Here is a 25,003-nt window from a genome sequence, read left to right on the forward strand (position 1 = left end):
TAACGTGCGTACCATCCCGTCTCGTAGCGCAAAAGACAGGATGTAAACACATTTTTTCAAATGTAAACAGACCCTAGTGTCCCGGTGTGATGGTAATGGCGGTCAGGAAGAATAGCGTCCAGTTCCAGACCAACATGAACGAGCGGGAGCGCGCGACTTATAGGCCCGCCACCACACTCGCCATGGCAACCGACGCGAATACGCTGCAGTGAGTCAGCCGATAGAAACATCTAGGGTCGAGAGTGCCGCACGCACGTCGGCTGTCGTGATGGTGGTGGCTCCCGACTCGATATGCCGCGCCGCTGCTTCGTCGACGATCCGTTGCAGCGCGGCGTCAGCGTCAGCGATCGAGCAACCTTCGAGACCAGTGGTCACGCATTCCACCGTATGCCGCGAGAATGCAAATGTGTCACCAGCCTTGAGCTTCAGCTGGGCACGTATGTAAGCCGAAAGCGATTCGCGTGAGGGCACATCAAAGCGGATCTTCTGCTCAAGGCGACCGCCGCGCAGCACGGCTGGATCCAGCGTTTCAGGATGATTGGTTGCGGCAATCACCAGTACGTCAGGCACCCGGCCATCGGCGCCGTCGATCGAGGCAAGTATCCGGTTGGTCACGGGTGCAACGCCGGACATACGCCGGTCACTAAGCACGTCGTCCGCCTCATCGACAAACACGATGCATGGTCGGAGGTCCTTCGCCTGACGGTAGAGCCGGTCCCATGCGGTATGGCTATGGAGCAGTTCTGCGCCGGTGGTTTTGAGGAATGCCCAGCCGCTGGATTTTGCGAGTGCCATTGCAGCCTGGGTTTTGCCCGTGCCCGGCGGTCCATAGAACAGCACACCCCTTGGCAGCGCACTACCGAGCTGTTCCATCCGGTGAACATGTTTCAGGCGCAGCCCGAGCCGCTTCAGGTGGTCGCGCGACCCGTCGGGCATGATGATCGCTTCGATTGCCTTGACTTTCTCCGGCAGCTGTCCCTTCGAACCCTGGACACGGCGCATGGCCTGCATGGCAATTTCAAATGACACCTGGCCGTTTCCAAAGAGACCTTCCCGCCGCATGTCGGCGAGTTGCGGTCCGATAGCTGTCAGGCGCGCGGCACTGAAGCCTGCCCAGCGTTTTCCGAGACTCTTGAGCACCGGTACGCTGAGCGCGTTCGACCCAAGCGTCTTGCCGACTGAACGCTGAAGGATCGCTTCACGGGCCGGCGCATCTGGTGGCGGGACCTCCACCTTGAAGTCAAAGCGGCCCTCGCGGATCGCGGCCCCGTCCAGCCAGCTGAGGTCATTCGTGGCGGCGACGAGCACAACGGGTGTGCCGCGAACGCGGACCATCTCGGTGAGCATGGTATTGGTGAGATCGCGATCCATCGCATGGGCGTCATTGCGTGACTTGATAAATCCGTCGATCTCATCGATGAAAAAAATTGCGTGTCCTAATCGTGTTGCCTGGGAAAAGGCCGCCTTCACACGTTCAGGTGTCTCATTGATCCACTTCGAGGCGATGTCCTGGTAGGAAATCGAGAAAAACGGAATCCCCAGCTCACCGGCCAACGCTTCTGCGAACATCGTCTTGCCGTTGCCTGGCTCACCGGAGAGCAGGATGCCGTTTCTTGCCTGCTCCGGGCGAGTGAGGATGTCACGTGCCGCATTGAGCAGCCGGTCTTTCGTTTCGGCCATGCCCGTTATAGCGTCAAAAGAAAATCGCGCCCGCTGCACACGTCCGTCCAAAAGATTCGCCCGCTGCGGCGTGGGCTGGCCGGAGACTGCCTGCGCAGGGGAGCGTAGGGTGGGTTGTTCTACGGGCCGCGGGGCGGATCGTAGAGCCTGAAGATACCGGTACACGGCGTTTAACGCCAGCCGGCATACGATGCCGACACCGAGCAAGACTGCCGTCTGTACGGAAGACTGAGCCACCGCAAACAGCAGGACGGCCACGGTCCCTGCCGCCATCAGCCAGCGGGCAATGGGGACGTAGCGGTGGAGCGCGAGCGCAAGGCCGACGCAGACCAGCATGGCGAATAGCAACCGCATGTCGTTGAGGTGAAGAACTGACCCAAGGTCGGCACCTGCGAGGGTCCCGGTCAGGATGGGTGGAAACAGGCGGGCCGTAGATACGATGGCGTCTTTCATGGATGATTCTCCGTGGAAGCGGGGCGATGATCGCGAAGAGACTGGTCACAGGCGCAGAGATACACAGGGTGCCTAGCGAAGCGAGGGGATGACGTCCTCCTCGATCGTGTCGTACAGCTCATCGCGGATAAGTTGCGCCAGCCCATGGCGTTCGCAGAAAGCAACCGTGACGAACAGACCCGCGAACGCAATGGAGCCGGCCTTGATCATTGCGAGTACTACGAGGGCGAGACCTTGTACCAGCGCCGGGCAAGCCCCCTGCAGTGCGTCGAGTCCTAGCACGATTCCAAGGCATGAGGTGCAGGCCATGAAGGCTGGCATAAAGAAGACCAGTACGGCCGCGGTGTTCCAGAACATCCTGACGGGGCGGGGCAGGCACGCGTGATCCGGGTGGATGAAGTTGAAAAACGACGTGTGCTGTTGATCGTTATGCATAGGAAGCTCCATATAGGTAGTGGCTTGGATCTGTCCGGCTCACCGCAACCAGACGGCGGGCCGGAACAGATCCAGGTTCACATGGCCAGACGGGAACGCAAGTCGGATTGCGCTAGCGAAGCACGATGAGCGGGCGACCGCGTCTGGGCAGCCACAGGCTCGGACCTGGACGCCGCCGGCACGTGCGGGTTCGCGCCGGCCTGAACACGCGGCGTCGGTTCTGCCGCAGGATTCGTCTCGAGTGTGCGATCGGGCGCCTGAGGTCGGCACCCAGGCGCCGGTGCCAGGCCTCAATCGCATCGAGGGGGATGCTGGCGTCGATATAGCCTGTGACACCCGAGTCGGTCACGACCTTGATGACCTCGCAGCCGTTGGCTGCGGTAAAGCGTGTGTTTTCCATTCGGGATCTCCGTGCGTGTACCCGTCACGTTTCACTTGCGCGTATGGCGCCGTATCCACCGTGCGAAGACGATGAGCGGCGTCGAGTAGTCGATGAGGCACTGCCGGCATTCATCTACGAATATCTGCCAGAGGCCCTTTCGGGGATTGCCCATAGGGATGTCCTTGTGGGAGTGAGACCATGGGTTGGCTCAGGTGTGGGAAGGGAGGCCGGCTGCTCAGCGATAGGCGGCCGACGCGACGGTTGCGCTTGCCGGAGCAAGGACGAGCGCGCCGGGATACTGTGGTACGGTTGCCGCGGCATGGCCGAACGGTCCTGTGGCTACACTGATCTGTGCCGGTGCCGCGGGGTCCGTGGCCGACGCGACTGTCTTGCCATCAGTAACGCACGTGACGCGCAGGTGCCCAACTGATCGGCCAAGCGTAAGCGTGCCTCCCGTCTGGCCACACCACGAGTCCTTGTCGTTGCTGAGCGTGCAGGCGGCGTCCGGACCAACGGTGCCAGTTGGATCCAGCACGGTGATCGTGACCTGCTGGGTGTGACGGTGCTGTGCTGGCATGTCGTTGCCAGGTGTCACGATGTTTGCCGGTCCGCGGCCGCGATCTATCAGGTCGAACCCGGTGACGGGGCGTGAAGATCCGCCGGCCGGGCTGGCGAAGGCACTGGCCGGCGCGGCGGCGAAGGCTGCAGCGCCGAACCACTTCAGATTTGCATTTGGCATTTGAATATCCCATCTGGTTGTGAATGTTTGTCAGCCAGAGGGCATCGAAGGGATGCCCGCTGGCTGACGGTCCCTGCGTGATCGAGTGCGAGGACAGATTCAGGATCACATGGGTTTTTGCAAACGCAAGTCAGGTGCACGCTATTGGTGGTGGCTCACATGAGCGCAATCCCAACTGGGGGGCGCGTCTGGCCCGGGCGATGTCACAAACAGGCGACCGCAGCAGAGCGGATTACTTCCGGAGCGCATTTATCGATGAGAGACGTCCAGTGGCAGCGTTTCATTTGCCTGGATAGTCGACCGAGAGTATGGTGTGGAAACCTCGCATCGGTATCTGAAGGAAGCGGTCGACCAGGCCTTGATGCTTCGTGGCCGTCGCGACTTCGCTGACCGACCCGCCTACGATGAATTCGTACGCGAGGTGGTGCTCCGTCGGAACCGGCGCAACGCCGCGGCGTTTCGCATCGAGCGCGAACAACTGCTGGATCTGCCTGAACGTCGCACCACTGACTTCGCCGAGGAAGAAGCGCTTGTGACCCGCTGCAGCACGTTCACCGTGCGCGGCATCCTCTACAGCGCGCCGTCACGCCTGCATGGCGAACGCGATCGCATGCGTATGGTTCGTGTACCGTCGCTACAAGACGAGGCCTCGCGTCATCTCATGCGTGATCGAGGTCAACTGCAAAAGGAAGTGCTGCAGCATCGCGATCGCATGAGAAAACTGCTGATAACCTTTGGCTGCTGGGGCGAAGTCGACCATAAGGCGTTTGCTGACCGCCTCGGAACGCGGAGAGATCATTTGTCACGACGGTGCGGCCTTACCAGCGGAGCTGCGCGAACGGTTGCTACGCGAGGCAGAACGGATCGCGCTGGCTGAGCGTCAACTGGCCGCGCTGGAGGGGACCTTGCAGGAGCGCCTGCCAGTGCCAGTGCGTGAACGCATTAATCACCTCACGCAGCTCCGAGGCATTGGTCAAATCGGCGCATCACGTCTGGTGCTCGAACTCTTTTGGCGCGATTTCAATAACCGGCGGCAGGTCGGTGCATGTGTCGGGCTGGTGCCGCAACCGTACGACAGCGCCGAGACCTCGGTAGACCAGGGCATCAGCAAGCAAGGCAACCGATGGGTGCGCACGCAGCTTATCGAGACGGCCTGGCAGTGGCTGCGCTATCAACCCGGGAGTGCGCTGACGAGGTGGTTCAACCAGCGCACCCAGGGCACCGGGCCCAACCGCCGGGCGAGGCGGATCGCCATCGTCGCAGTCGCGCGGCGACTCGTGATCGCGCTATGGCGCTACCTGAAGGACGGCGTTGTTCCTGGTGGCGCAGAGATAAAACCGGTCTGAGATCGTAACGCATGGTGATAGTGATGCCACGACAATCGGATCTGCCAAGGGGCGGAAGGCTGTGTCACTGCAACCGGTGGTGCTCGTGTAGAGGGCCGGATGCCGCATCTGGCCGATGAATTGTGACGGGTAAGAGTCTTGGGCGGAAGTCGCTTTACCAATGTATGCGGCTGCACGCGAAGGCTGTAATAATTTGTGGTTCTGCACGTCGCGAGAGCCGTCGGCGGCTGTGCCATTGCGAGATGGATAAGCCAATAAAATCATGACTTTGTACCTGCAAGGTTATGGAGCCAATGGCACGTCATGCTACTCCTAAGTCATTGATAGATAATAAATGTTTCGATTTCCGTCGATAGGTTAATAACCTATCCGGGGTTCGAATCCCCGTCTCTCCGCCAGGAAACCAATGACTACGGGCCTTTAGGCCCGTTTTCATTTCTACCCGCCAAAGAACCCGCCAAACATTGAAATGTCCTTTGGGTGCGCCATCAATGCTTGTGGTGCATCAAGTCCCGAAGATGATGTTCCTGGAACCAATGGGTTAGTCGCTCCCGATTCTCGGATGCGACCCAGATCGCGGTGCCAAACACAACCACGATGATCCCCATCAAAATCGCTAACATCGAGTCACTCATGGCAGCCTCCAAAAGTCACAGCCACGCTTAAATTTTAGGCGAAAGCTTGTGCCGATGCCTACCTTGGGTGCTGGCATTGGTGCAAGCATCCGTGAGCAGTTGCTAGCACTCCGATAGCAGATGCTTGAAGCATCCTGCATGCATTCCTTCAAGCATCTTCGTTGCATCGCGTTGCGCTGCGTTGCATGGCGTCCCAAAACAGTCCCAGTTTCGGAAGAGTTCCGTTTTTGGGACTGTTCCACTTCGTGGCCGCAGGCGTCCCGAATCGGGACGCCCCAAGGGACAACGCGCTTTTGTCCCTTGGGACACGTTCTGTCACAGAGCGCGGGCAGACTCTGCCGTCAGCTTGCGCGAGGCGACGATCTCCTTCGCGTCATACGTAACTTTTCGATACAACTGGTTGCGGCCCTCCCCGTCAGTTCCGAACCAATGCCACCCCATACCCATCTAATTTAGGTGGGGAGAGACATCATGATCAGACTATTCAGCATTTTCGCACTGGCGGCTGGCCTCGCGGGCTGCGTCGTCGCTCCGCCGTACGGTTATGGGTACGCGCCAGCGCCCGCATATGAATATGGGCCAGCCTACTACGGCTATGCACCTGGCTACTACGGCTATGCGCCTGGCTATTACGCGGCGCCGGCCGTCGATGTCGGCATCGGCTTCGGCTTCTATGGCGGGCATGGTGGCCACCGAAGATGAGCGAGCGCGGCACATTAATCAGGTAACGCTCGCGCCGTTACTGTAACGTTGCCAGTCACGTGACGCCGTGTGACGCCGTGTGACGCCGTGTGACGCCGTGTGACGCACGGTGACGCTTCGAAAACCCACCGTGAACCCACGCGTAGGCGCTCAGGTTGATATAACCCTGACTATCGAGCACGACGTAAGGTACTGCCGCGAACGTCGACCCGTCGCGCGCGCTTCACAGCGCTGGCTACCGGTGCACCAGACGCTTCTTGACTTCGGCTGGGCGGAGTTTGTCGCTTCGCGCCAGACAGCAATGGCGACTGGCAGGTTGTTCCCCGAGTTGCCGCGTGGCAAGAACAATAGCGATGCATTCAGCAAGAGGGCTCAACGACTCCATCGCTGCCAAACCAGGCAGAAACCACCTGACGCTCACTCAACAAACTCGATGATGGTGTTGCCAGCAGATTCTGGCGTGACGGCGATACCGCGCGCGGTTCCCGCATGTGTTACGCCGTTCTCGGAAAGAATGTGTTCAGTCGATTGCAAATCGCGCACGCGCACTTGCAAGGCGATGCCATGCGGTTTTTCGATGTATCTCACTGGCATGCCGACCGACGCGAAGCGATCATTCGCCTGCGGTTGCGTCAGCGCGACGAGCCGCCCGCATCCTGTGTCCGATTCGACATGGCCGTCAGCGCGGAACGTGTTTTCCGGCCCAAACAGTTTTGACCATCGCGTTTCCAGCAGGCCGAGGTCGGGGGTGACATAAACAACCTCCTCGACGGCCGTGGCGCCATTGGGGTGGTGCTGCCAATCTTTGCGCCAGATGAATTCCGGGCGGTGTTGCTGGCACAAGAAGTTGGACGCGTCACCCAGTTCAGTGTCCATCACCATGCCCAACGACACAACGGCTTCATCGGGTGTTCCATCCGGTTTGGTCAACTTCCGGCGAAAGTCGACGCGTTGCTGCACCGGCAAGCCAGTCGCTTTGACAGCCGCGAAGTCGCCTTCGATATCTTTGCTGTGGAGTGCGACCAGTCTCAGGCCTTCAGACCGTTCGAGAAACTGTCCAAGGGTTCTGCCATAGCAAAACCCGTCCACCTCGCCAGTGCCGAACCTGGATGGGTCATCGATGCCGATGAGTTCGATGAAATTGTTCTCGAACATCATCAAAGTAAGTACCGAGCCCCACGGGTGGTAGGAGATGGGGCTGGGTGAAAAGCCGAGCCTTTTGAACTTCTCAACGGCCTCGGGGTGATTTCTCACAGAGACCACCGGGTGGTCGATGCCCAAGCGATGCTGATTCGGAGGAATCATACGTTTGTCCTGGTTGTTGGCAGGCGCGGTGATGGCAGCGTACGTGCCGGAGACCGCCTTGATGACCTTCGCCGGGATCCCGGCAGCCACCATTCCGGGGGGAATCGAACAACGAACGACGCTGCCCGCTGCGATGACCGCCCCTTCGCCTATCTCAACGTTTCCGAGAATGACGGCATGCGCCGCCAGCGTCGCACCCTGGCGAACCTTCGGATGACGGTCGCCGGCCTCGCTGAACGTGCTTCCCAGCGTGACGCCGTGCCACATGCTCACGTTGTCCTCAACCACGGCCGTCTCGCCGATGACGATGCCCATCGCGTGGTCAACAAATAAGCCCTTGCCGAGGCGCGCGGCGGGATGAATGTCCACGTTGTACAGTTTTGCGCCCCAGTTCTGAAGCAGCACGGCGAACGTGCGCTCTCCGGCGACCCAGTACGCATGGGCAATACGATGAAGCTGAATCGCCTGAATACCCCGAAAGGAGAGGAAGGCGGTAAGCGCATTGGGGCATGCAGGATTGGACGTTGCGACCTTGTGTACGTCCGCCGCGGCGCATGCGTCGATACCGCCGCGCTGGATGACCTGACGAAACTCGTCCGCAAAGTTCGGTAGCGTGCTGTCCAGCCGGACCAGCTCAGCCGCCATCTGCGAAGCGAGCCCATCTGCGTATGTCGCGTGTGAGAGCACCGTGCTGTCGAAGTACCGCGTAGGGGATGCAATTTGCAATGCGACCGGCCGTAAGATTCCTGCTGTGTGCTGGGTATCGCTGGTCGCCATGTTCCTCACTTCGCCGCTGTGCCCTTGGGGCGCGCAAATCGCGACTCTCAGCGCAAAGAACGACTTCCTTGGCGTCACCACTCCGATGCTGACGTTTGCAGGGCTCTCCATCGCGAAGGACGTCCCGGCGTTCCGTCGGCTCGGCTGGAGAATCGTTCTGGTCTCGTTCGTAGCGAACGCAGGGACGTTCCTCGGCGCCACGCTTGTCGCTCAAATCTTTCACGTCTGACCCCTCGCGTTCGCATGGCCGACTGCGCGTCGGTCATGCGGAGTCCACGTCACAACGCCCGATGCCCTCGCGGCAGGATGACCAAATGGCAGTAAGCGTTTTCGATCTTTTCAAAATCGGCATCGGTCCGTCGAGCTCGCACACGGTCGGCCCAATGCAGGCAGCGTTGATGTTCGCGACGACTCTTGGACAGCAAGGGCTGCTGGATTGTCTTGATGCGAAGTCATCAGTCGCGATCGTGATCTGCCTTCAGCATCCTGAGTCGTGTCTGTCCATCGGGTGTGAAATGCGTACCGAACCGCACGAGTCCCGCCTGATGGAGGTAACAGCTCATCGTGAAGCTCAGCAGCATGCCCGGCTCGGTGTCCTCGATCGTGATGTCTATCGATCTCAGGCGCGGTTCATATTTCAGCAGCGTTACTTCGATCGCGTGCCTGAGCTTATGCGCGGAAGACGGCAGGTGGCGGTAGATCTCCGACAGATCGTCGAGCCCATAGTCCGGCAGGTGCGCGAGCCCGTTGCGGCGACTGTTCAGGATGCGCTGCACGTTGTCCTGGACCGACAGGAACGTCTGCGTCGCAGCGTCGAAGTCATCAATGGCTGCGCCGTTCGCGAAGTGCCCCGTCACCGCTTCGAACAGTCCCGGTCCGCCACGGGTCATGCCAATGCCCCGGTCAGTGCATCGAACTCAATGGCGATGCCATCTTCTTCGGAGAACCCGAGACGTATTGCCTCCGGCAGTTGCTGATTGGCGACACGCATCAGCAGCTCCCGCGACAGTATCGGCAGGATCTGCTGATCGAGCAGGCTGTCGATGTTGCGCGCCCCCGAGTCCGGCAACTGGCACGCCCGCACGAGTTCGGCCACCAATGTCTCGTCACATACGAGAGGCACGCCAAACCGTTGCCCGATGCGCTGCGCCACCTTGTCGAGCTTCATCCGCACGATCGACGCGAGGGCCCCGGCCGACAGTTGCCGGTAGATGACCGTCTGGAAACGCGCGAGCAGGGCGGGCTGGAAGTGCTCGACCAGCAGCGGACGGATTGCCTCCATGAGCATGGCGGTGGTGACTTCTCCGCCCGCTTCCCTGACCGCTCCCCCCAAGGGAGCTTCCTTCGGGGCGTCAGTCGCGGCCATGATCTGGTCACTGCCCAGATTGGACGTCATCAGGATCACGGTGTTGCGGAAGTCGATCACACGACCTTCGCCGTCGCGCATGAAGCCGCGGTCGAATACCTGGTAGAAAAGATTGAGCACGTCGCGGTGAGCCTTTTCCACTTCGTCCAGCAGGATCACGCTGTATGGGCGTTGACGCACGGCTTCGGTCAGGACGCCGCCCTGGCCGTAGCCGACGTAGCCCGGCGGCGACCCCTTCAGCTGCGAGACCGTGTGCGCTTCCTGATACTCAGAAAGATTGATCGTAACGAGTGCTCGCTCCCCGCCGAACATCAGGTCAGCCAGCGTGCGCGCGGTTTCGGTCTTGCCGACGCCGGACGGCCCGACCAGCAGGAACACGCCAAGTGGCGCCTCCTCCGATTTGAGGCCGGCCTTCGCGGCGCGCAGGCTCTTGCCGAGCGCGGCGAGGGCATCATCCTGCCCGACCACGATACGGGAGAGTCGCGCCTCCAGATCGAGCAGCGTGGCGAGTTCATCCTCCAGCAGGCAGCCAACCGGCACGCCGGTCCAGTCGGCAATCACGCGCGCGATCGCAGCCTCGTCCACTTCCGCGTGGATTAGCGCATCGGGCTCGTGCCGCGCCATCACGTCGTGCGCGGCCCGTATCGAGCGCTGCAGATCTTCGCGGATCGCCTGGTCCGTCGCCGCATGCCATTGCTCACGCAACGCGACGAGCGTGGTGGCGGCTTCCTTCTGTTCCGCAAACGCCCGGTCAAGCGCTTCCAACTCGACGGCCAGTGCATTCAGTCGCGCATCGATTGCCGCCAGCCGTTCGCGGACGTCGGCGCAGGTCGCGCCCTGATCTTCGACCAGCGCCCTGCGTTCGACCGCGAGCGCTGCCTGTTCGGCATGACAGGCGGCAATCGCGACTGGCGTCGCCTCCACGCTCATGCGCACGCGAGCTGCGGCCGTGTCCAGCAGATCCACCGCCTTGTCCGGCAACTGGCGGCCGGTCAGATAGCGCCGCGACAGACGCACGGCAGCGCCAACGGCCGCATCGGTGACATGCACGCCGTGGTGCTGCGCGTAGCGCTCCTTCAGGCCGCGCAACATCAGGCATGCGTTGTCGTCGTCGGGTTCATCGACCTTGACCATCTGGAAGCGGCGTTCGAGCGCGGCGTCGCGTTCGAAGTACTGTTTGTATTCGGACCACGTGGTGGCGGCGATCGTGCGCAGTTCGCCGCGGGCGAGTGCCGGTTTAAGCAGGTTCGCCGCATCGGCCCCGCCGGTGGTGTTGCCAGCGCCGATCAGTGTATGCGCCTCGTCGATGAAGAGCAGGATCGGCGTCGGCGACTGCTGGACGGCTTCGATCACATTTTTCAGGCGCTGCTCGAATTCGCCCTTGACGCCGGCGCCAGCCTGCAGCAGCCCGAGGTCGAGCGTCAGCACGCCGACGTCGCGGATCACCGCCGGTACGTCGCCTTCAGCGATCTTCAGTGCGAGGCCTTCGACGAGCGCGGTCTTGCCAACGCCGGGGTCGCCCACGAGGATCGGATTGTTCTTGCGGCGCCGCGCGAGGATGTCGACCATCTGACGGATCTCGACATCGCGTCCGAACACAGGGTCAATCTTGCCGTCACGCGCTTTCTGCGTGATGTCGATCGTGAAACGCTGCAGTGCTTCCGAACCGGCCTGGCCCAATGCGTTCAGCAGAGGGGAGCGGGCGGATGTTTCGTGTTGTGGCTTGCTATCGGCCGTACCGGCTGCCTCAGGAGGCGCGGCATTGCCGTTCATGGTTGCCGCGGCTTCAACCGAGACCCGGTCGAGCTCCGGCCGCAGGCGTTCGATCTGCGTGGCGGACACCGAGAGTAGCGCCCATGCGTCCGGCGCGCGCAGCAAATGGGGCGCGTCGGCGAGCGCGGCAAGCAGATGGGCCGAGCGGATAGCCGGTTGCGTTTCGCCCGTCGCTTCGAGCGACGCACGCATCCACGCCGCTTCGAGCAGTTGCCCCAGACGATGTGACAGTCCCGGTTTGCCGCGCAGTTCGTGCGGCAGGCGGTCGATCGAACTGAGCAGACCATTCCAGATGCCGTCCACGTCGAGTTCATATCGACGCACGATGGCAACCAGGTCGCCTTCGCCGAGTTCCAGCAGCTTGATCAGCCAGTGCTCGACCTCGATATCCCGGTGAGCGCGCGTTTCACACAGACTCGCTGCATCGGCGAGCGCGTGGGCGCAATGATCGTTGAGACGGCGCAGGAACGGGGAGAGGTCGCGATGGGTCATGACTTGAGGGAAATGAACAAAAAAAGCGCCAGTCCGCGAGGCAGACTGGCGAAACAGGGCTGACACAGAACTGATGAGCGAAATCAGGAGGGCCAGTGCCAGCCCCCTTGAGAGACTGTTTTATGAGCGTTCGTGGTGGCGATCGAACCGGGTCGGTGCAGTCCGATCGCAATCGCCGGCGCCATGGTGGAGCAGGGGCCATGGCGCCGGCGAACCACGTCTTACGAGCGTTCGTTCCAGCTGTCGGCGTGGATGATGTTGCCGTCCTTGTACGACCAGGTGATCTTTTCGTAGCGCAGTTCGACTTCTTCGAGGTGGTTGTGCTTCTCGTAGGCCGGGTTCTTGATGTCGAGCATCTTCGGATTGACTGCGACGACTTTCACGTTATCGAGCTTGGTATTGAAGTACTCCTTCTCCTTGCCCGCGTCGTCGATCTTGTACCACTTGATCTCGACAGACTTGAGCGTCTGGCCGCTCGTCACCGCCTTGTATAGGTACGGCGTCGACGCGTCGGTCTCCTTGGTGAACTTGAGCGGCTTGTGAACGCGGGTGCCGGTGAGCTTGCCGGTGTTGGCGTCGGTCGGAATGTTCACGCCGTGATCGAGTGCGACGACCTCGACGCTGCCCTCGCGGCCGTCGACGGTCACCGAGCCCTTGATGTCGGCGCCGCCATCGTCCTTGATCCACATGTATGCCGGAATTGCCATTGCATTACTCCTTCTATGAACAGGCCGGATGGCCCTGGGGGGTTAAATCATTGCGACTGTCGTGTATGTCACGGCAGTCGGGGACGAGGGTGATTTCGACACGGCGGTTCGCCGCGCGCCCCGTCTCGGTGTCGTTGGAGGCCTTCGGCCGGGTATCGCCATAACCCTGGATCGCGAAATGCGATACCGGAATGCCCGACGCATCCGCGAGCCAGTCGCGCACAGACGCTGCACGAGCCTCCGAAAGCTTGAGATTGCTGGCCGGGTTGCCGACCGAATCGGTGTGACCGGCGACGAGCACACGTTTGTCCGGATGCGCCTTGATCATGTCCAGTGCTCCGACCAGCACACGGTTCGAGCCCGGATTCAGCATCGCGCGGCCGGTGCGGAACAGCGACAGGCTGTCCAGCTCGATCGTCGAAGGCGGCGGTGCGGGTGGCTGATAGCTGGCGATGAGATCGTTTGCAAGCGGCAAGAGGGGAGCGCCACGGTAGAAACCGAGCCCCAGTCGCGGCGGCACGCCGGAACCCGCATAGTGTTCCAGCTCATCGCGGTCGCGTTTGACCGCCTTCAGGGCGTCGACGCGCGCAGCATCCTGGGTCGGCGCAATCGCCTTGTAGCGGTCCATGTCGCCGACCACACGTTCGACCAGCGCGCGGTTCTGCCAGGCCGAAGCGGCAGCGGCTGCGCAGAAGCACGCCGCGAGCCAGACAAACGCATGAGCCAGTGCGCGAGGTAACGCGCGACGTACCGGCTGAAACGGAATGCCTCGGATCAATGGCTCTGGCAGCGGATAGCGCAGCCGAACGCCATTCGTAACAGGCAGAGTGAGGCCGGTCGCGGACGCGGCGAACTGGCCAAACAGCGAGTCCGGTGCGGGGCGACCTTCGATTGCCGTCACACCGAAAGCGGTGACGCGCAATGGATGGCTGTTGCGCTGCGCATCAACGAGTTGGGGCAGGACGACATCGCAGGCCCAGCGCGTGAGGCCGTCAAGCTGCGCCGCGCGGTGCGCGCGAGGCTCCCTGCTCATCGGAATCACCATGCGGATGTACGCCACGACGCGCGATGCCACCAGCGTAATGAGGCTGTCGATCCGCAGCGGCTCGCCGCTGGAAATGCCAAACCACGGGCATTCGTCGGGCGCGCGCTGGATTTCCTCCGCGTACACTGCGACGCATACCGGCAGACGGTAACCGACCGCGCGGCTCGCTTCCCCAATAGCCGAGCGCCAGCGTTTCAGGCTTGCGGCCAGACTCGCCTGGCTGACTGTCCTGTCGGCCGAGATCAGACAGGCGACGGCATCAGGCCCTTGTCCGTCGCGCCAGCGTTTGAGCGCATCCGCAAGATGCACGAGGCGGGTGGGCTCCTCGCAGCGCACCCAGATCGCCGCGTCCGTGATGCGCACGAGGTCCGTGCCGAAAGCATCAGCGAGCGGTCCATTCCCGTCCCCCACGGGGACTTCCTCCCCACGGGGGCTTCCTTCGGTCGTCGGGGCGTCGCTGACAGCGACCACCAGCGGCGTATTGCGCTTGATGTCGGAGGGGAGCGAACTGAGCGCTGCGTCGATGGCGGAAAGAACATGCAGCGTGGCGTCGCGCCGGGTGCGGATGCGCCGCGTCGCGATCACCATGGCGACGAGCGCGGCGAACACCGCCAGTACGGTGAAGAAAACGTTCCATCCCGGCGACCATGGCGAGCACAGTGCCAGCCAGATCAGTGCGAGGATCGCGACCCAGACGATGAGCGTTCGATATGGATAGCCAGTCAAGCTTCGCCCCGTCAATGTGTAATCCGGGCGATCGAAACCGTGAGCCACTGATCAAGAGCGATATAGACGACGCCTGCGCCAACGATTGCGATCACGACCCACGCGAGCGGTGACAGGTTGCCAAACCACCGGCGCCCGCTCCCCATTCTGACTACGACCGGACCTGACGTATCGCTTCTCTCGTCATAGCGACCCAGACGCTCATCGAGCGCTCGCATGAGCGCAACGCGCGCATCGCGACCGTCCAGTGCGAATTTGCCCCTGAACCCGAGGTCGAGCACTGCTGCGAAGACGGCGAGCAACGGCAGTACGGGCTGCGGTTGCGTCAGACGCCGCTCGATGCGCGCGATCAGTTCCTCGCCGGCATCGTGACTCTGGAACTCGCTTACCTGTAGGGGCTCGCGTTCCCAGGCGTCGCGATCGACACCTTTCAGGCGGCTGAGCGCCGCTTCGTCGAGCAGCGCGCACTGTGCGTAGGTTGCATCCTCAATGACGTCGCGCGGGTGGCCCGCAGTGGTGAGGTCGGCTCGCAGGCGTTCGATCTGCTGCGTGCATGTCCGGCGGAATGCGTCAAAGGCGGTTGGCGCCGCGTCGTGGGCGAGCCGTGTGATGGTCAACGCCGTGTCTCGCAAAGCGACTGGGAGCAACGGTATGGAGGCGGTCGGGGCGGCTGTGGCGTACGGATTCATGTGGGCAATACCGCGTAGAGTTCAAGCGACACGTCCGGAATCGACGCCGGGACATAGAACTGGCATGCGTGGGCGGCAACCATTCGTTTGAAAGCGGGGTGGGCGCTGTCGAGCGCGAAATACTGGTTCTCGATGCGGATCGGGATCGCCGCCGGCAGGCGCGACATGGCACGCAGTGGAATGCCGGGCAGCGCCGAATTGACGATCTGCTCGACTTCGTCCGGCGCGCCGGCCTTGCACAGGCGGGGTAACTGCTCGAGCAACGCGTGCGCCGGCAGACCCGACTGCACCGACAGGTAGTAGTCAGCGCCGTTGACGAGCCGTTCGTCCTGAATCTTTCCGACCCAGACCGTGCCTCTCGCGCGCTCCAGTGCGATCGGCACAACCCGCGACGGGATCACGGTGTCGAGCAGCGTGCGGATCAGCGATTCCAGCTCCGCGAACACAGGCTCCGGGGCGTGATGGTCGTACGGCGGAATGGCCTGCAGCGTTTCCGTCGTCGAAAATGTGAGCAGCGACCCGGCCAGACGCGCGAGCACGCCGTAAAGCCGCTCCGGATGCTGATCCGGCGCCTGACAGAGGCGCGCTAGGTCCGGCCATGTGCTGTTCACGCTGTGCAGCAGCCAGAACAGGGACACGTCGGCTACGGCATAGTCGGCAATCTGGTCGGAGCGTTCGCGGCGGCGCACCGCCAGGCTCGCGCTCTTGGCGCTCAGTATCTCGCTCAGGCGGTTCATGCGTCCGGTCAGCTGGGTGCTCGCCGACAGCAACAGGCAAGGCGGCACGAACGCCGGATCGATCTCGAAACGACCCTGCGCATTTCTCACGAGCCGGCCGACCGGGCACGTCACATAGTCGCCGTGTTCCTCGAAGTCGAACAGCAGCGCCAGCATGTGCCGCTCGACGCTGATTTCTTCCTTGCCTTCGCCGTGGATATCGGCGACCTGCAGGTATTCGCGCCCGAAACGGCGAGGCCGCGCTGGCTTCTGGTCCTCCTCGATGCAGTTTCCCCCTTGTACGTCGACGAGCGGCAGGCCAGCTAGCACCACGACGGCCTCCGCCTGCGTGGGTACGTCACCCAGATTTCGCGCCGCGGGCAACCGGTCTGCGGCTTCGGTGTCGATGAACGTGCCATCCGGCAGACGCAGATCGAGCGAAGCGAGCTGAAGACGGTTGATCGACAGCGCCTGGGTGTCGAACGCGACCCGGCTCACACCCCACGGGTCGGGACTGGCAATGCGTGCGATGCGCTCGTTGGTGAACTGGCCCCACAGCGCCTGCTGCTGGAAATGCTGGGGCGTCATGAAAATCCCTTTGGCCCACAGCGGTCTTGTTATTTTCATCGTGATCGGTTTGTGCGCGAAGCGATGCATCAGACATCATCGGCCCCGCATGGAATGCGGACCGCGCAATGCCTTGAAGATCATCGCGCGGCCGAACTACCCTACGTACAAATGGCGGCAGCGGCTCAGCTCTTCGCCTTCGGCATCTGCGAGACGAGCGACAGATTGATGTCCATCCCCTCGACCTGGAAGTGCGGCACGATGAAGAGCTTGATGCGGAAGAAGCCCGGGTTGTCCTCGATATCCTCGACGATCACCTTTGCTTCACGCAGCGGGTGCGACGCCTGGAGGTCATCACCCGGATCGGTCATCTCGGTCACGAGCGACTTGACCCACGTGTTCAGCTCGAGTTCGAGGAGCCGCCGGTCCTTGGTCGTGCCGATGTTCTCGCGCTGGATCAGCTTCAGGTAGTGCGCGATGCGCGAGAGCAGGAAGATATACGGCAGACGTGCATTGACCCGGCTGTTCGCGGTAGCTTCCTTCGTCTCGTACAGTGTGGGTTTCTGCGCCGAGTGAGCGGAGAAGAAGCACGCGAAGTCGTGGTTCTTGTAGTACGACAGCGGGATAAAACCGAGGTTGGCGAATTCGAACTCGCGCGTCTCGGGAATCAGCACTTCGCTCGGGATCTTTGCCTGGTTGCCGGTGCCGAGGTCGTACAGATGGATCGGCAGATCTTCGACCAGGCCGCCCGCCTGTGGCCCCCGGATCTGCACGCACCAGCCGTTCTTGATAAAGCTTTTGACCATATTCGCTGCAAACGCGAACGAGGCATTCGTCCAGAGGTAGCGCGTATGGTCCGGACCCTTGACGTCCTCCTTGTAATTGAATGCGCGCACCGGACTCGTCTCCGGACCATACGGCAGACGTGCGAGGAAGCGCGGCAGCGTGAGGCCGATATATCGGGCATCGTCCGATTCGCGGAAGCTCTTCCACTTCAGGTACTCGGCACGATCGAAGTAGTTGCCGATATCGCGGATGCTCGCGACTTCTTCCATCGACTCCTTGCCGAAGAACTTCGGCGAGACCGAACCGATGAACGGCATGTGCGCAGCGGCCGACACCTTCGAGATGTTGCGCAGCAGGGCGATGTCCTGCGGGCTGCGGTCGAACTCGTAATTCGAGATGATCGAGCCGATCGGCTGGCCGCCCGGCGTGTCGTATTCCTGGATGTACGTGTGCAGGTACAGGCCGCTCTGGATGACCTCCGGCGTGTCCTCGAAGTCCTGGCGCAGCGCGTCCTTCGACACGTCGAGCACTTCGATCCTGACGTTCTTGCGGAAGTCGGTGCGATCGACGAGGAATTTCAACCCACGCCATGCCGACTCGATCTGCTGGAACGTCTCGTTGTGCATGATCGCATCGAGCTGCTGGCTGATCTGCTGGTCGAGATGTTCGATATGAAAGTCAAGCAGGCTCTTGTCCAGACGATCCACCTGCTGCGACGCGTTCTGGATCATCTTGAGGAATACGCTCATCCCCTGCGCGACGCGTTCGTCCAGCGACGACTCCGACAGCGTGTCCGCGCTCTGGAACGATTCGAACGGACGGGTTGCCGTGACCGGCGTCAGGCTGATTTTTTCGCAGAGGGATTCATAGACGCTCTTGCCGGGTGCGTCCAGTACAACCGTCTCTGTTGCCGCCGATTCATGGAGACGGGTTTCGTTTTTAGTCATGGTGTACAACTCCTCAATGATCGACGGTTACTGGTTGGACTGCAGGGCGGACTGCGGTGCAGACGCACCGATCTGCTGAAGATCGGTGCGCAGACGCTCGGACAGCGCCGGGTCCTTGAGGATTTTTTCGAGCTCACGGCGGAACGTCGCGTTATCGAGCAGATTGGATTTCAGATCGCGCAGCAGGTTGCGGGCGGCCATCAGCGCACGCAGTTCAGGGACCTTGCTGGCCACGACGTCCGGCTTGAAGTCGTCCATCGACCGAAACTCAAGGTCGACCGGCAGTTCGGAACCGTCGCCAGCCATCGTGTTTTCGACCGCAATCCGTGCCTTCGGCCGGTATTCAGCGAGCACAGCGTTGAAGTTGTTCTTGTTGATATCGACCTTGGTTCGCTCCGCCAGCGCGCGCGTATCCTGACCGTTGCTGTAGTCGCCCATCACCAGCAGCTTGAGTGGCAGCTCGACCTTCTTCTGGGCGCCGCCCGTGTGCAGGTCGAGTTTCAAATTGATGCGTGCCTTGGGCACCTCGTTCTGGAAGCTTTCACTCATCTTCAAATCCTTTTTCTCTGTTTAACGTTCATCAAGATTGCTTTGAATTCTGAGATAACTATCAGTACAACAAACATAAGGACGAGATAAGTAACACGCAACGCTGGGCTTCTGGAATAGGAAAGTTCTGGATTTATGTCCGAGTTTTCCGGGTCGTGAAAATTCATCTGAATAAAGCGAAATACGGCTTCACAGCAACGCGAAAAGCGTTTACTTTCTCTGTCCGAACGTCGGCCCTGGGTCGATTGAATCGTCAATTCAATGATTCGAAGCAGCGCAACGAATGGGAAAGAACAATGGCCGACCTGCCTGGTAAAGTCGCAACGTACGCAAAGGATCTAAAGGCGCTGACCGGACGACAGTCGTATTTTCTCGATGTGCCGGGCACCGTAAATGCGAAGGACCTGTCGGTCGTGTCGTTCAAGGCCGTTGAGCGCATGGGTGAGCCATACCGGATCACGATCGAGCTGACGCATCCGGACAAGCTCTCACGTTCGGACTATCTCGGGCGCGACGCCAGCTTCACGATCGCTCCCGTCGACGGCAGCGAACCACGAGTGTTTTCGGGGTGCATCACCCGCTTCTCTAAAACGAAGACCACGAAGGACTTCAGCAGCTACCGGTTCGTCGTCGAGGCGCATATCGCGCGCCTGAACATCACGCGCACGAGCCGCATCTACCAGCATCAAACGGGACCGCAGATCATCGAGTCGATCCTGCGCCGTCACGGCTTCAAGGGTCACCAGTTCGTCTTCAAGCTGCGCCGGCAGTATCCCCAGCACAAGTTCCGCTTCCAGTACCAGATTGCCGACTGGCCGTACATTCACGTCCTGATGGAACAGGAAGGGATCTACAGCTATATCGTGCCGGGCAAGCATGGCGACATCGTCGTGTTTGCCGACGATATCGACCACTACATCTACCAGCCGGAACTGAAGGTGCTGTATCGCGAGATGGCGGGGATGGAGTCCGGTGTCGAAGCAGTGTCGGCGCTACAGACGCATGTGCGGACCGTACCGGAATCGTTCCTGGTCGCCGACTACAACCCCGACCAGGCCTGGGAGCGCTTCAAGGCTGAAGCCAATGTCGCCAGCAAGGACACGACGACCTACGGCCAGCCGTATATCTACGGCACCCATCACCTCGATCAGGACGGGGCGAAGTGGGAGGCGCAACTGCGCCATGAGGCGGCGATCGCCTGGCAGGTCGTGTACGAAGGCGAGAGCAATGCGCTCGACCTGCGGCCCGGGCGAATCCTGCAGATGGATGAGGAACTGCCGGACGCCCCGAACGGGCAGGTCATGATCGAGGTCGTGCATGCGGGTGCGCGCGATGAGGCCTACCGCAACACCTACAAGGCGATTCCGTCCGACCGGCGTTTTCGCCTGAAGATCAGGGACGACAGGTGGCCGAAGATCAACGGCACGTTAAGCGCGCGGGTAACCTCGCCGGGCAACTACGAATATGCGTATCTGACGCAGCAAGGCTATTACACGGTCCGCTTCGACTGCGATTTCGATGAATGGAACCCGGGGGGCGAGAGCGTGCCGCTGCGGCTTGCGAAGCCCTTCGCGGGCGGGCTGCAGACGGGGTTTCACTTTCCTGCGCTCGAGAAAACAGAAGCCGTGCTGGAATTCCGGGACGGCGATCCGAACAAGCCTTATATCTCGCAATTCCATCACAACAGCCAGCAGACCGACCTGATCACGAACCAGGACCGGTGGCTCTCGCGCAACGTGATTCGTACGCAGAGAGACAACAAGTTTGAGATGGAAGACTGGCAGGGCGAGGAGCACGTCAAGCTTTCCACCGAGCACTCCGGCAAGAGCCAACTGACCCTGGGGCACATGGTCGACGGCAAGCGGCAGAAGCGTGGGGCGGGATTCGAGCTTCGAACGTCAGGCAAGGGGGCGATCCGCGGCGGCAAGGGGCTATTTGTCTCTGCGGACGATCAGCCGAATGCGAGTGGGCAACAGCTCGACATGGAGGCCGCGCAGAGCTTGCTCCAGCAGGCCCTGCAGCAAAGCGAAGCGCTGGCAGAAGCAGCAAAGGCCGCCCGGGCGATCGCCGCCGACTACGACCGGCAGAAGGCGCTGCTCAACGATACGCTGAAGGATCTCAAGAAGGCTGGAATCCTCGTCAGCGCACCGGTGGGCATGGCGCTGGCATCGGGCTCCGACCTGCAACTGAGTGCCGCCGAAAACCTGATCGCCACATCGGGCGGTCATGCCGATTTCAGCGTGTTGAAGCGGTTCACTGTAGCGGCGGGTGAACTGGTGTCCGTTTTCGCGCAGAAGCTCGGCATCAAGCTGTTTGCGGCAAAGGGCAAGGTCGAGATTCAGGCCCAGAGCGATGAGATGCGCCTGCTGTCGGACAAGAACATGACGATTAGCAGCGCCAACGGGCGCGTGGTGATCGAGGCCAAGGAGGAACTGTTGCTCAAATGCGGCGGCTCCTATCTTCGCCTGTCGTCGACTGGTATCGAGGACGGCACGCGGGGAGACCGGACCATCAAGTCGGCCGCATTCAGCCGGCAGGGGCCGTCGTCGCTGGCACAGCAGATGAATAACCTCCCCAAGACGGCCTTTAACGACCCCTACGTTCTTCGCAACAAGATCACCGGCGAGGTGCTCAAGCATCAACGTTACGAGATCGTGCGTGAAGATGGCACGCGCATCAAAGGCCTGACCGACGAAATGGGTCGAACTGCTGTTCAGAAGAGTCACGATGTCGAAAGCATTGTGATCCGTGTTTTGAACAAACGGGGAGGCTCTGCGTGATATGCAATGACACGTTTTCCTTCTATCGCTGTCAGCCAGGGTCTAGCGGACCGTATCGCGGCGACGTTTGCTATGTCCAGACGCGGATGAACCATGGCGGTTGATTTTTCGCTGCTGCCGCCAAACGAAGTGGCGCAGGACGCTGCGCCGTCGCGATTCGTCTGGACGGTGGCGTTCTTCGTGATGGTGCTGACCGGCGTCTTTGTCGTGCTTTTTTTCTGGCCGAAAGCCATGCCAACCCAGACGTGGAAATTCTGGACGTGTGTCGTCCTTTTCCCGGTAGGCATTCCGGCATGGATCGTCCTGCGCCGCTACAGTGCTTACGAAGGCAGGAAACTGGACACTGCCCTGCGCGACGAAGCGGTGCAGGCATTCAACGAGCGCGTATTCAATGCTGCAAGCATCCCGCTAGTCATCGTGGGCGCGGCTCATCGCTTTTCGGCCGAGCGTGACGAGAATGCTGCCGAGCGTATTAGACAGGGCACCGTGGTGTTGAAAACACAAGACCCAGTCGCGCGAGACGGTGAGCCCGTCAAGGCCCGCTGGTTTGTCATTCCCGGCATCCGCACGACACCCTCCGGCGGCGGCGAGGGCGATCGCGACCGTCGCCGCTTGGTGACCGCATGGCTGTTCGGTGAACTGCTCGATGATCTGTTGCCGCGCATCCAGGCGCTTCCTGCCCACGTGGCCCTGACCATCCGGCTCTCTGTGTCGAACGGCTTCACTCATCAGGAAAACGACTCGCTCTGGCAGGCGTGCTGGCATGCCCGGTCGCTTCGAAAGGCGCCGGTCGCCCCTGCCGCGGAGTCGCCCGCCAGCCTGATGATGCTTGACCGGTGGCTGGACGAGATGCTTGGGAATGAACATGTGCATGCCACGCTCGTCATCGCCGTCCAATTGCATCCGCTGCTCGCCGGCACGCCTCCAGCTGGTGCGTCCGAGACCGGCGCGGCCGTGTTGCTGGTACCGGAGGCGCTCGCTCGTCAGTCTCGGATGCCGCGCATGGCCGATCTGCACCGACCGGTTCGCGGACTCGTCGATCAACCTGCCGACGCGCTTTCGCATGCCGTGAAATGGGCCGGCGTACCAGCCGGGCAGATTGAGGGCGCCTGGCAAACGGGCCTCGATGCGACGCAGGCCGGTGCATTGCGTGAGCCGTCACGGAGGCTTGGCCTGACGGCGCGCACAACGGACCTCGACCAGAGCGTCGGCTACGGTGGCGCGGCTGCCCCGTGGCTGGCGGTGGCCTGTGCCGCGTCGTCTCTGACCGGCGAGACTGCGGCACAGATCGTTCTTGTCGGCGACGGAAAGCATGTCGATTGTGCGGTACTCAAACAAGGCGACGGTGAAACCACGCTGGACCACTTCCCGGCCACTCGTAGGGGCGATGCCGTCGCAGCGCGTCAATCCCGGGCAACTTCGAGCCCCCTTATTTCGTGAGAACTCCGATGAGCGGCAGCACATTCGATCAAGATACGGCAACGCAAGACGGCGCAAGTCCCGCGGCTCCCGGCGCGCGAAGCGGCGACGGTGACGTTGTCCGGCTGACCAGCAGCTTCGATGCCGACGGCGTCCCGTTTGCGCGCGCCGTGCTCACGCCCGATGGCGACCAGAGGTGCAAGGAAATTCATTGTGATCCGCGTCCGGCGATTCCTGTCATCTTCCTTCCCGGCGTGATGGGTACGCTGCTGGCGAATAAGAACACCGGCGGACCGGTGTGGTATCCGCCCAATATGGACGGTGTGTTCTCGGGCATTTCCGGCGCGATGTCCGTGATCGCGGGCTGGTTCCAGAGTGCCGTAACGCGCGCGACACGCTTCGATCCCGAACAGGCGGTGGTCGATCCGCGGGGGCCAGTCACGGTGGGCGGCAGCGGGCTGAGCGAGGAGGAAGCGAAGCGGCGCGGCTGGAACACGCTGCATCGCTGGAGTTACCAGCCCACGCTGGCCTGGCTGGAGCACACGCTCAACGCGCCTATGCGCAATGGACAGCCCCAAGGCGAGTGGGCGCATGGTGACGAGAAGGGCGAGAAGGCCGCGCTGAAAGCGGTGCTCGGCACCGATCCTGCGGATTATGGCGGCCACGGCCCCGGCGAACCGATCACGGCCGATTCGGACGTGTTCCAGTCGCTCGTCCGGTACCGGTACCCGGTCTATGCGATCGGCTACAACTTCCTGCAGTCGAACGAAGTGTCGGGACAGCATGTGCTGGACGGCGTGAAATTCGAGCATCCCAAGACAAAAAAGGTCACGCGCATCATGGGCATCCACGAGATCTGCCGGGAAAACAATACGGACAAGGCCATCATCATCACGCATTCGATGGGCGGCCTCGTGGCGCGCATGGCCTCGCAGTTCCTCGGCGGCGCCAAACGTTTCCATGGCGTGATCCACGGTGTGCAGCCTGCCACCGGCGCGCCGGTGTTCGCCAAGCGGTTCCGAACGGGCGGCGAAGGCTTCGTCGACAAGAGCTTGCTGGGCAGAGACGACGCGGAGTTTGTTGCGATTGCCAGCAATGCGGAAGGCCCGATGGAACTCTCTCCGATGCCGGACTACAACGGTCGAAAGCCGTGGTGGATTTTTGAGGACAAAAGCGGCAAGGAAATCATGGCCTGGCCCCGGGCGAGCGCGCTCGATGAGCTTTACATCAGCGATGCCTGGTATGGCCTGTTGCCAGACAGTTCGATTCTGGACCCGGCAGGGGTTGTGAAGAAAAGGCTTAAGAGAGAGGGGAAAACCATCGACGTGCACGAGTACTTCAAAGCGACCATGGAAAAGGTCGTGGATCGGCAAAGAAACCTGATCAATAACTACCACCCTAATACTTACGCAATGTATGGGGACGGTGCACTGAGTCCCAATTCCACCGATGGCGGACAGGCGCCGTCCAAGCTGGAGGCCGGGCTACCTGATAAGAAGCTGCAAACCTGGGGCACGGTGATATGGCGGGGCGACTTTCCTGACGGCGTCACCGCCAAGGATCTGGAAGCCGCCGAGCTGATCGACGACGATCATCATGGTGTGCTGACGATCCGTGTGCGCGGCCAGATCGTCAAAGTCACCGTACAGCAGAAGGCGGTCGCGCCCCAGCCGGGCGAGAAGGGCAACGGCATCATTGGCGGCGACGGCACCGTGCCATCGTGGTCGGCTGCAGCGCAGGGGCGCGGGTTGATACCCGGGTTGTCGATGGGCAAGGCCAATGGCGTGCAGATGGTATTTGTGCAGGGCGGCTACGACCATCAGCTCTCCTATGCGCATCCGTGGTCTCGTTGGGCCACGCTGTACAGCGTGGCGCAGATCGCACACGGCATCGAGGAGAGCGTCCGATGAGCTGGAGACGGTTCCCTGTCCGTGCGCTGCGCGCGTCTTTCTTTCTGCTGATATGTGGCCTGTCCGCTTGCGCTCGG

17 protein-coding genes and 3 pseudogenes are annotated in these 25,003 nt (G+C 61.6%); 7 read left to right on the forward strand and 13 right to left on the reverse strand.

Annotated features, from left to right (window positions below):
* Nucleotides 1-213: 213 nt before the first annotated feature.
* The 3 genes from AC3WLT_RS27615 to AC3WLT_RS27625 form a co-directional block, all read right to left on the reverse strand.
* Nucleotides 214-2,133: an AAA family ATPase gene (locus AC3WLT_RS27615; protein WP_492594844.1), complete on the reverse strand. Its 1,920-nt coding sequence runs from the start codon at nt 2,131-2,133 to the stop codon at nt 214-216.
* A 72-nt stretch (nt 2,134-2,205) separates the two neighbouring features.
* Nucleotides 2,206-2,568: a hypothetical protein gene (locus AC3WLT_RS27620; protein ID WP_492594845.1), complete on the reverse strand. Its 363-nt coding sequence runs from the start codon at nt 2,566-2,568 to the stop codon at nt 2,206-2,208.
* Between the two features lie 617 nt (nt 2,569-3,185).
* Nucleotides 3,186-3,689: a hypothetical protein gene (locus AC3WLT_RS27625; RefSeq protein ID WP_492594846.1), complete on the reverse strand. Its 504-nt coding sequence runs from the start codon at nt 3,687-3,689 to the stop codon at nt 3,186-3,188.
* 589 nt (nt 3,690-4,278) lie between these two features.
* Between AC3WLT_RS27625 and AC3WLT_RS27630 the strand changes: the two are divergent.
* Nucleotides 4,279-5,035 (forward strand): annotated as a pseudogene (locus tag AC3WLT_RS27630) (IS110 family transposase); the annotation flags it as partial.
* Between the two features lie 488 nt (nt 5,036-5,523).
* Here the strand turns inward: AC3WLT_RS27630 and AC3WLT_RS27635 are convergent.
* Nucleotides 5,524-5,670 (reverse strand): hypothetical protein, encoded by a 147-nt coding sequence (locus AC3WLT_RS27635; protein WP_492594847.1) that lies wholly within the window; start codon nt 5,668-5,670, stop codon nt 5,524-5,526.
* A 471-nt stretch (nt 5,671-6,141) separates the two neighbouring features.
* On the opposite strand from AC3WLT_RS27635, the gene AC3WLT_RS27640 reads away from it, so the two are divergent.
* Nucleotides 6,142-6,372, forward strand: coding sequence for a hypothetical protein (locus AC3WLT_RS27640; RefSeq protein WP_492594848.1), 231 nt, complete (start codon nt 6,142-6,144; stop codon nt 6,370-6,372).
* Between the two features lie 417 nt (nt 6,373-6,789).
* On the opposite strand, the gene epsC is transcribed toward AC3WLT_RS27640, so the two are convergent.
* Nucleotides 6,790-8,322 carry a serine O-acetyltransferase EpsC gene (gene epsC / locus AC3WLT_RS27645; protein WP_492594849.1) on the reverse strand — a complete coding sequence of 511 codons (1,533 nt, stop codon included), beginning with the start codon at nt 8,320-8,322 and terminating at the stop codon, nt 6,790-6,792.
* A 61-nt stretch (nt 8,323-8,383) separates the two neighbouring features.
* Here epsC and AC3WLT_RS27650 point away from each other — a divergent pair.
* Nucleotides 8,384-8,683, forward strand: a pseudogene (locus AC3WLT_RS27650) (DUF3100 domain-containing protein); the annotation flags it as partial.
* Nucleotides 8,684-8,768: 85 nt separating this feature from the next.
* Nucleotides 8,769-8,888: pseudogene (locus AC3WLT_RS27655) on the forward strand (serine dehydratase beta chain); the annotation flags it as partial.
* A gap of 21 nt (nt 8,889-8,909) precedes the next feature.
* On the opposite strand, the gene tssE reads toward AC3WLT_RS27655, so the two are convergent.
* From tssE to tssB, 8 genes are all read right to left on the reverse strand, one after another.
* Nucleotides 8,910-9,344, reverse strand: coding sequence for a type VI secretion system baseplate subunit TssE (gene tssE, locus AC3WLT_RS27660; RefSeq protein WP_492594850.1), 435 nt, complete (start codon nt 9,342-9,344; stop codon nt 8,910-8,912).
* Nucleotides 9,341-12,085: a type VI secretion system ATPase TssH gene (tssH, locus tag AC3WLT_RS27665; RefSeq protein ID WP_492594851.1), complete on the reverse strand. Its 2,745-nt coding sequence runs from the start codon at nt 12,083-12,085 to the stop codon at nt 9,341-9,343. The genes tssE and tssH overlap by 4 nt, the downstream gene beginning before the upstream one ends.
* Nucleotides 12,086-12,306: 221 nt before the next feature.
* Nucleotides 12,307-12,792, reverse strand: a complete 486-nt coding sequence (locus tag AC3WLT_RS27670) for an Hcp family type VI secretion system effector (protein WP_492594852.1) — start codon at nt 12,790-12,792, stop codon at nt 12,307-12,309.
* Nucleotides 12,793-12,805: 13 nt separating this feature from the next.
* The gene (locus tag AC3WLT_RS27675; protein WP_492594853.1) at nt 12,806-14,563 is read right to left on the reverse strand and encodes an OmpA family protein; all 1,758 of its coding nucleotides are present in this window, start codon (nt 14,561-14,563) and stop codon (nt 12,806-12,808) included.
* Between the two features lie 11 nt (nt 14,564-14,574).
* The gene (locus AC3WLT_RS27680; protein ID WP_492594854.1) at nt 14,575-15,252 is read right to left on the reverse strand and encodes a DotU/TssL family secretion system protein; all 678 of its coding nucleotides are present in this window, start codon (nt 15,250-15,252) and stop codon (nt 14,575-14,577) included.
* Nucleotides 15,249-16,595, reverse strand: a complete 1,347-nt coding sequence (tssK, locus tag AC3WLT_RS27685) for a type VI secretion system baseplate subunit TssK (protein WP_492594855.1) — start codon at nt 16,593-16,595, stop codon at nt 15,249-15,251. The genes AC3WLT_RS27680 and tssK overlap by 4 nt, the downstream gene beginning before the upstream one ends.
* Before the next feature lie 125 nt (nt 16,596-16,720).
* Complete coding sequence (tssC, locus tag AC3WLT_RS27690; RefSeq protein ID WP_492594856.1) at nt 16,721-18,268, reverse strand: type VI secretion system contractile sheath large subunit; 1,548 nt, start codon at nt 18,266-18,268, stop codon at nt 16,721-16,723.
* Nucleotides 18,269-18,295: 27 nt separating this feature from the next.
* Nucleotides 18,296-18,817 carry a type VI secretion system contractile sheath small subunit gene (gene tssB, locus AC3WLT_RS27695; protein WP_492594857.1) on the reverse strand — a complete coding sequence of 174 codons (522 nt, stop codon included), beginning with the start codon at nt 18,815-18,817 and terminating at the stop codon, nt 18,296-18,298.
* A gap of 296 nt (nt 18,818-19,113) precedes the next feature.
* Here tssB and AC3WLT_RS27700 point away from each other — a divergent pair, with 296 nt between their 5' ends.
* The 3 genes from AC3WLT_RS27700 to AC3WLT_RS27710 all read left to right on the forward strand — a co-directional run bounded on the left by AC3WLT_RS27700 (nt 19,114) and on the right by AC3WLT_RS27710 (nt 24,926).
* Nucleotides 19,114-21,597, forward strand: a complete 2,484-nt coding sequence (locus AC3WLT_RS27700; RefSeq protein WP_492594888.1) for a type VI secretion system Vgr family protein — start codon at nt 19,114-19,116, stop codon at nt 21,595-21,597.
* A 93-nt stretch (nt 21,598-21,690) separates the two neighbouring features.
* Nucleotides 21,691-23,037 (forward strand): hypothetical protein, encoded by a 1,347-nt coding sequence (locus tag AC3WLT_RS27705; protein ID WP_492594858.1) that lies wholly within the window; start codon nt 21,691-21,693, stop codon nt 23,035-23,037.
* Nucleotides 23,038-23,045: 8 nt separating this feature from the next.
* Nucleotides 23,046-24,926 carry an esterase/lipase family protein gene (locus AC3WLT_RS27710; RefSeq protein ID WP_492594859.1) on the forward strand — a complete coding sequence of 627 codons (1,881 nt, stop codon included), beginning with the start codon at nt 23,046-23,048 and terminating at the stop codon, nt 24,924-24,926.
* Nucleotides 24,927-25,003 lie beyond the last annotated feature (77 nt).

Source organism: Paraburkholderia sp. FW306-2-2C-D06C (assembly GCF_058781505.1).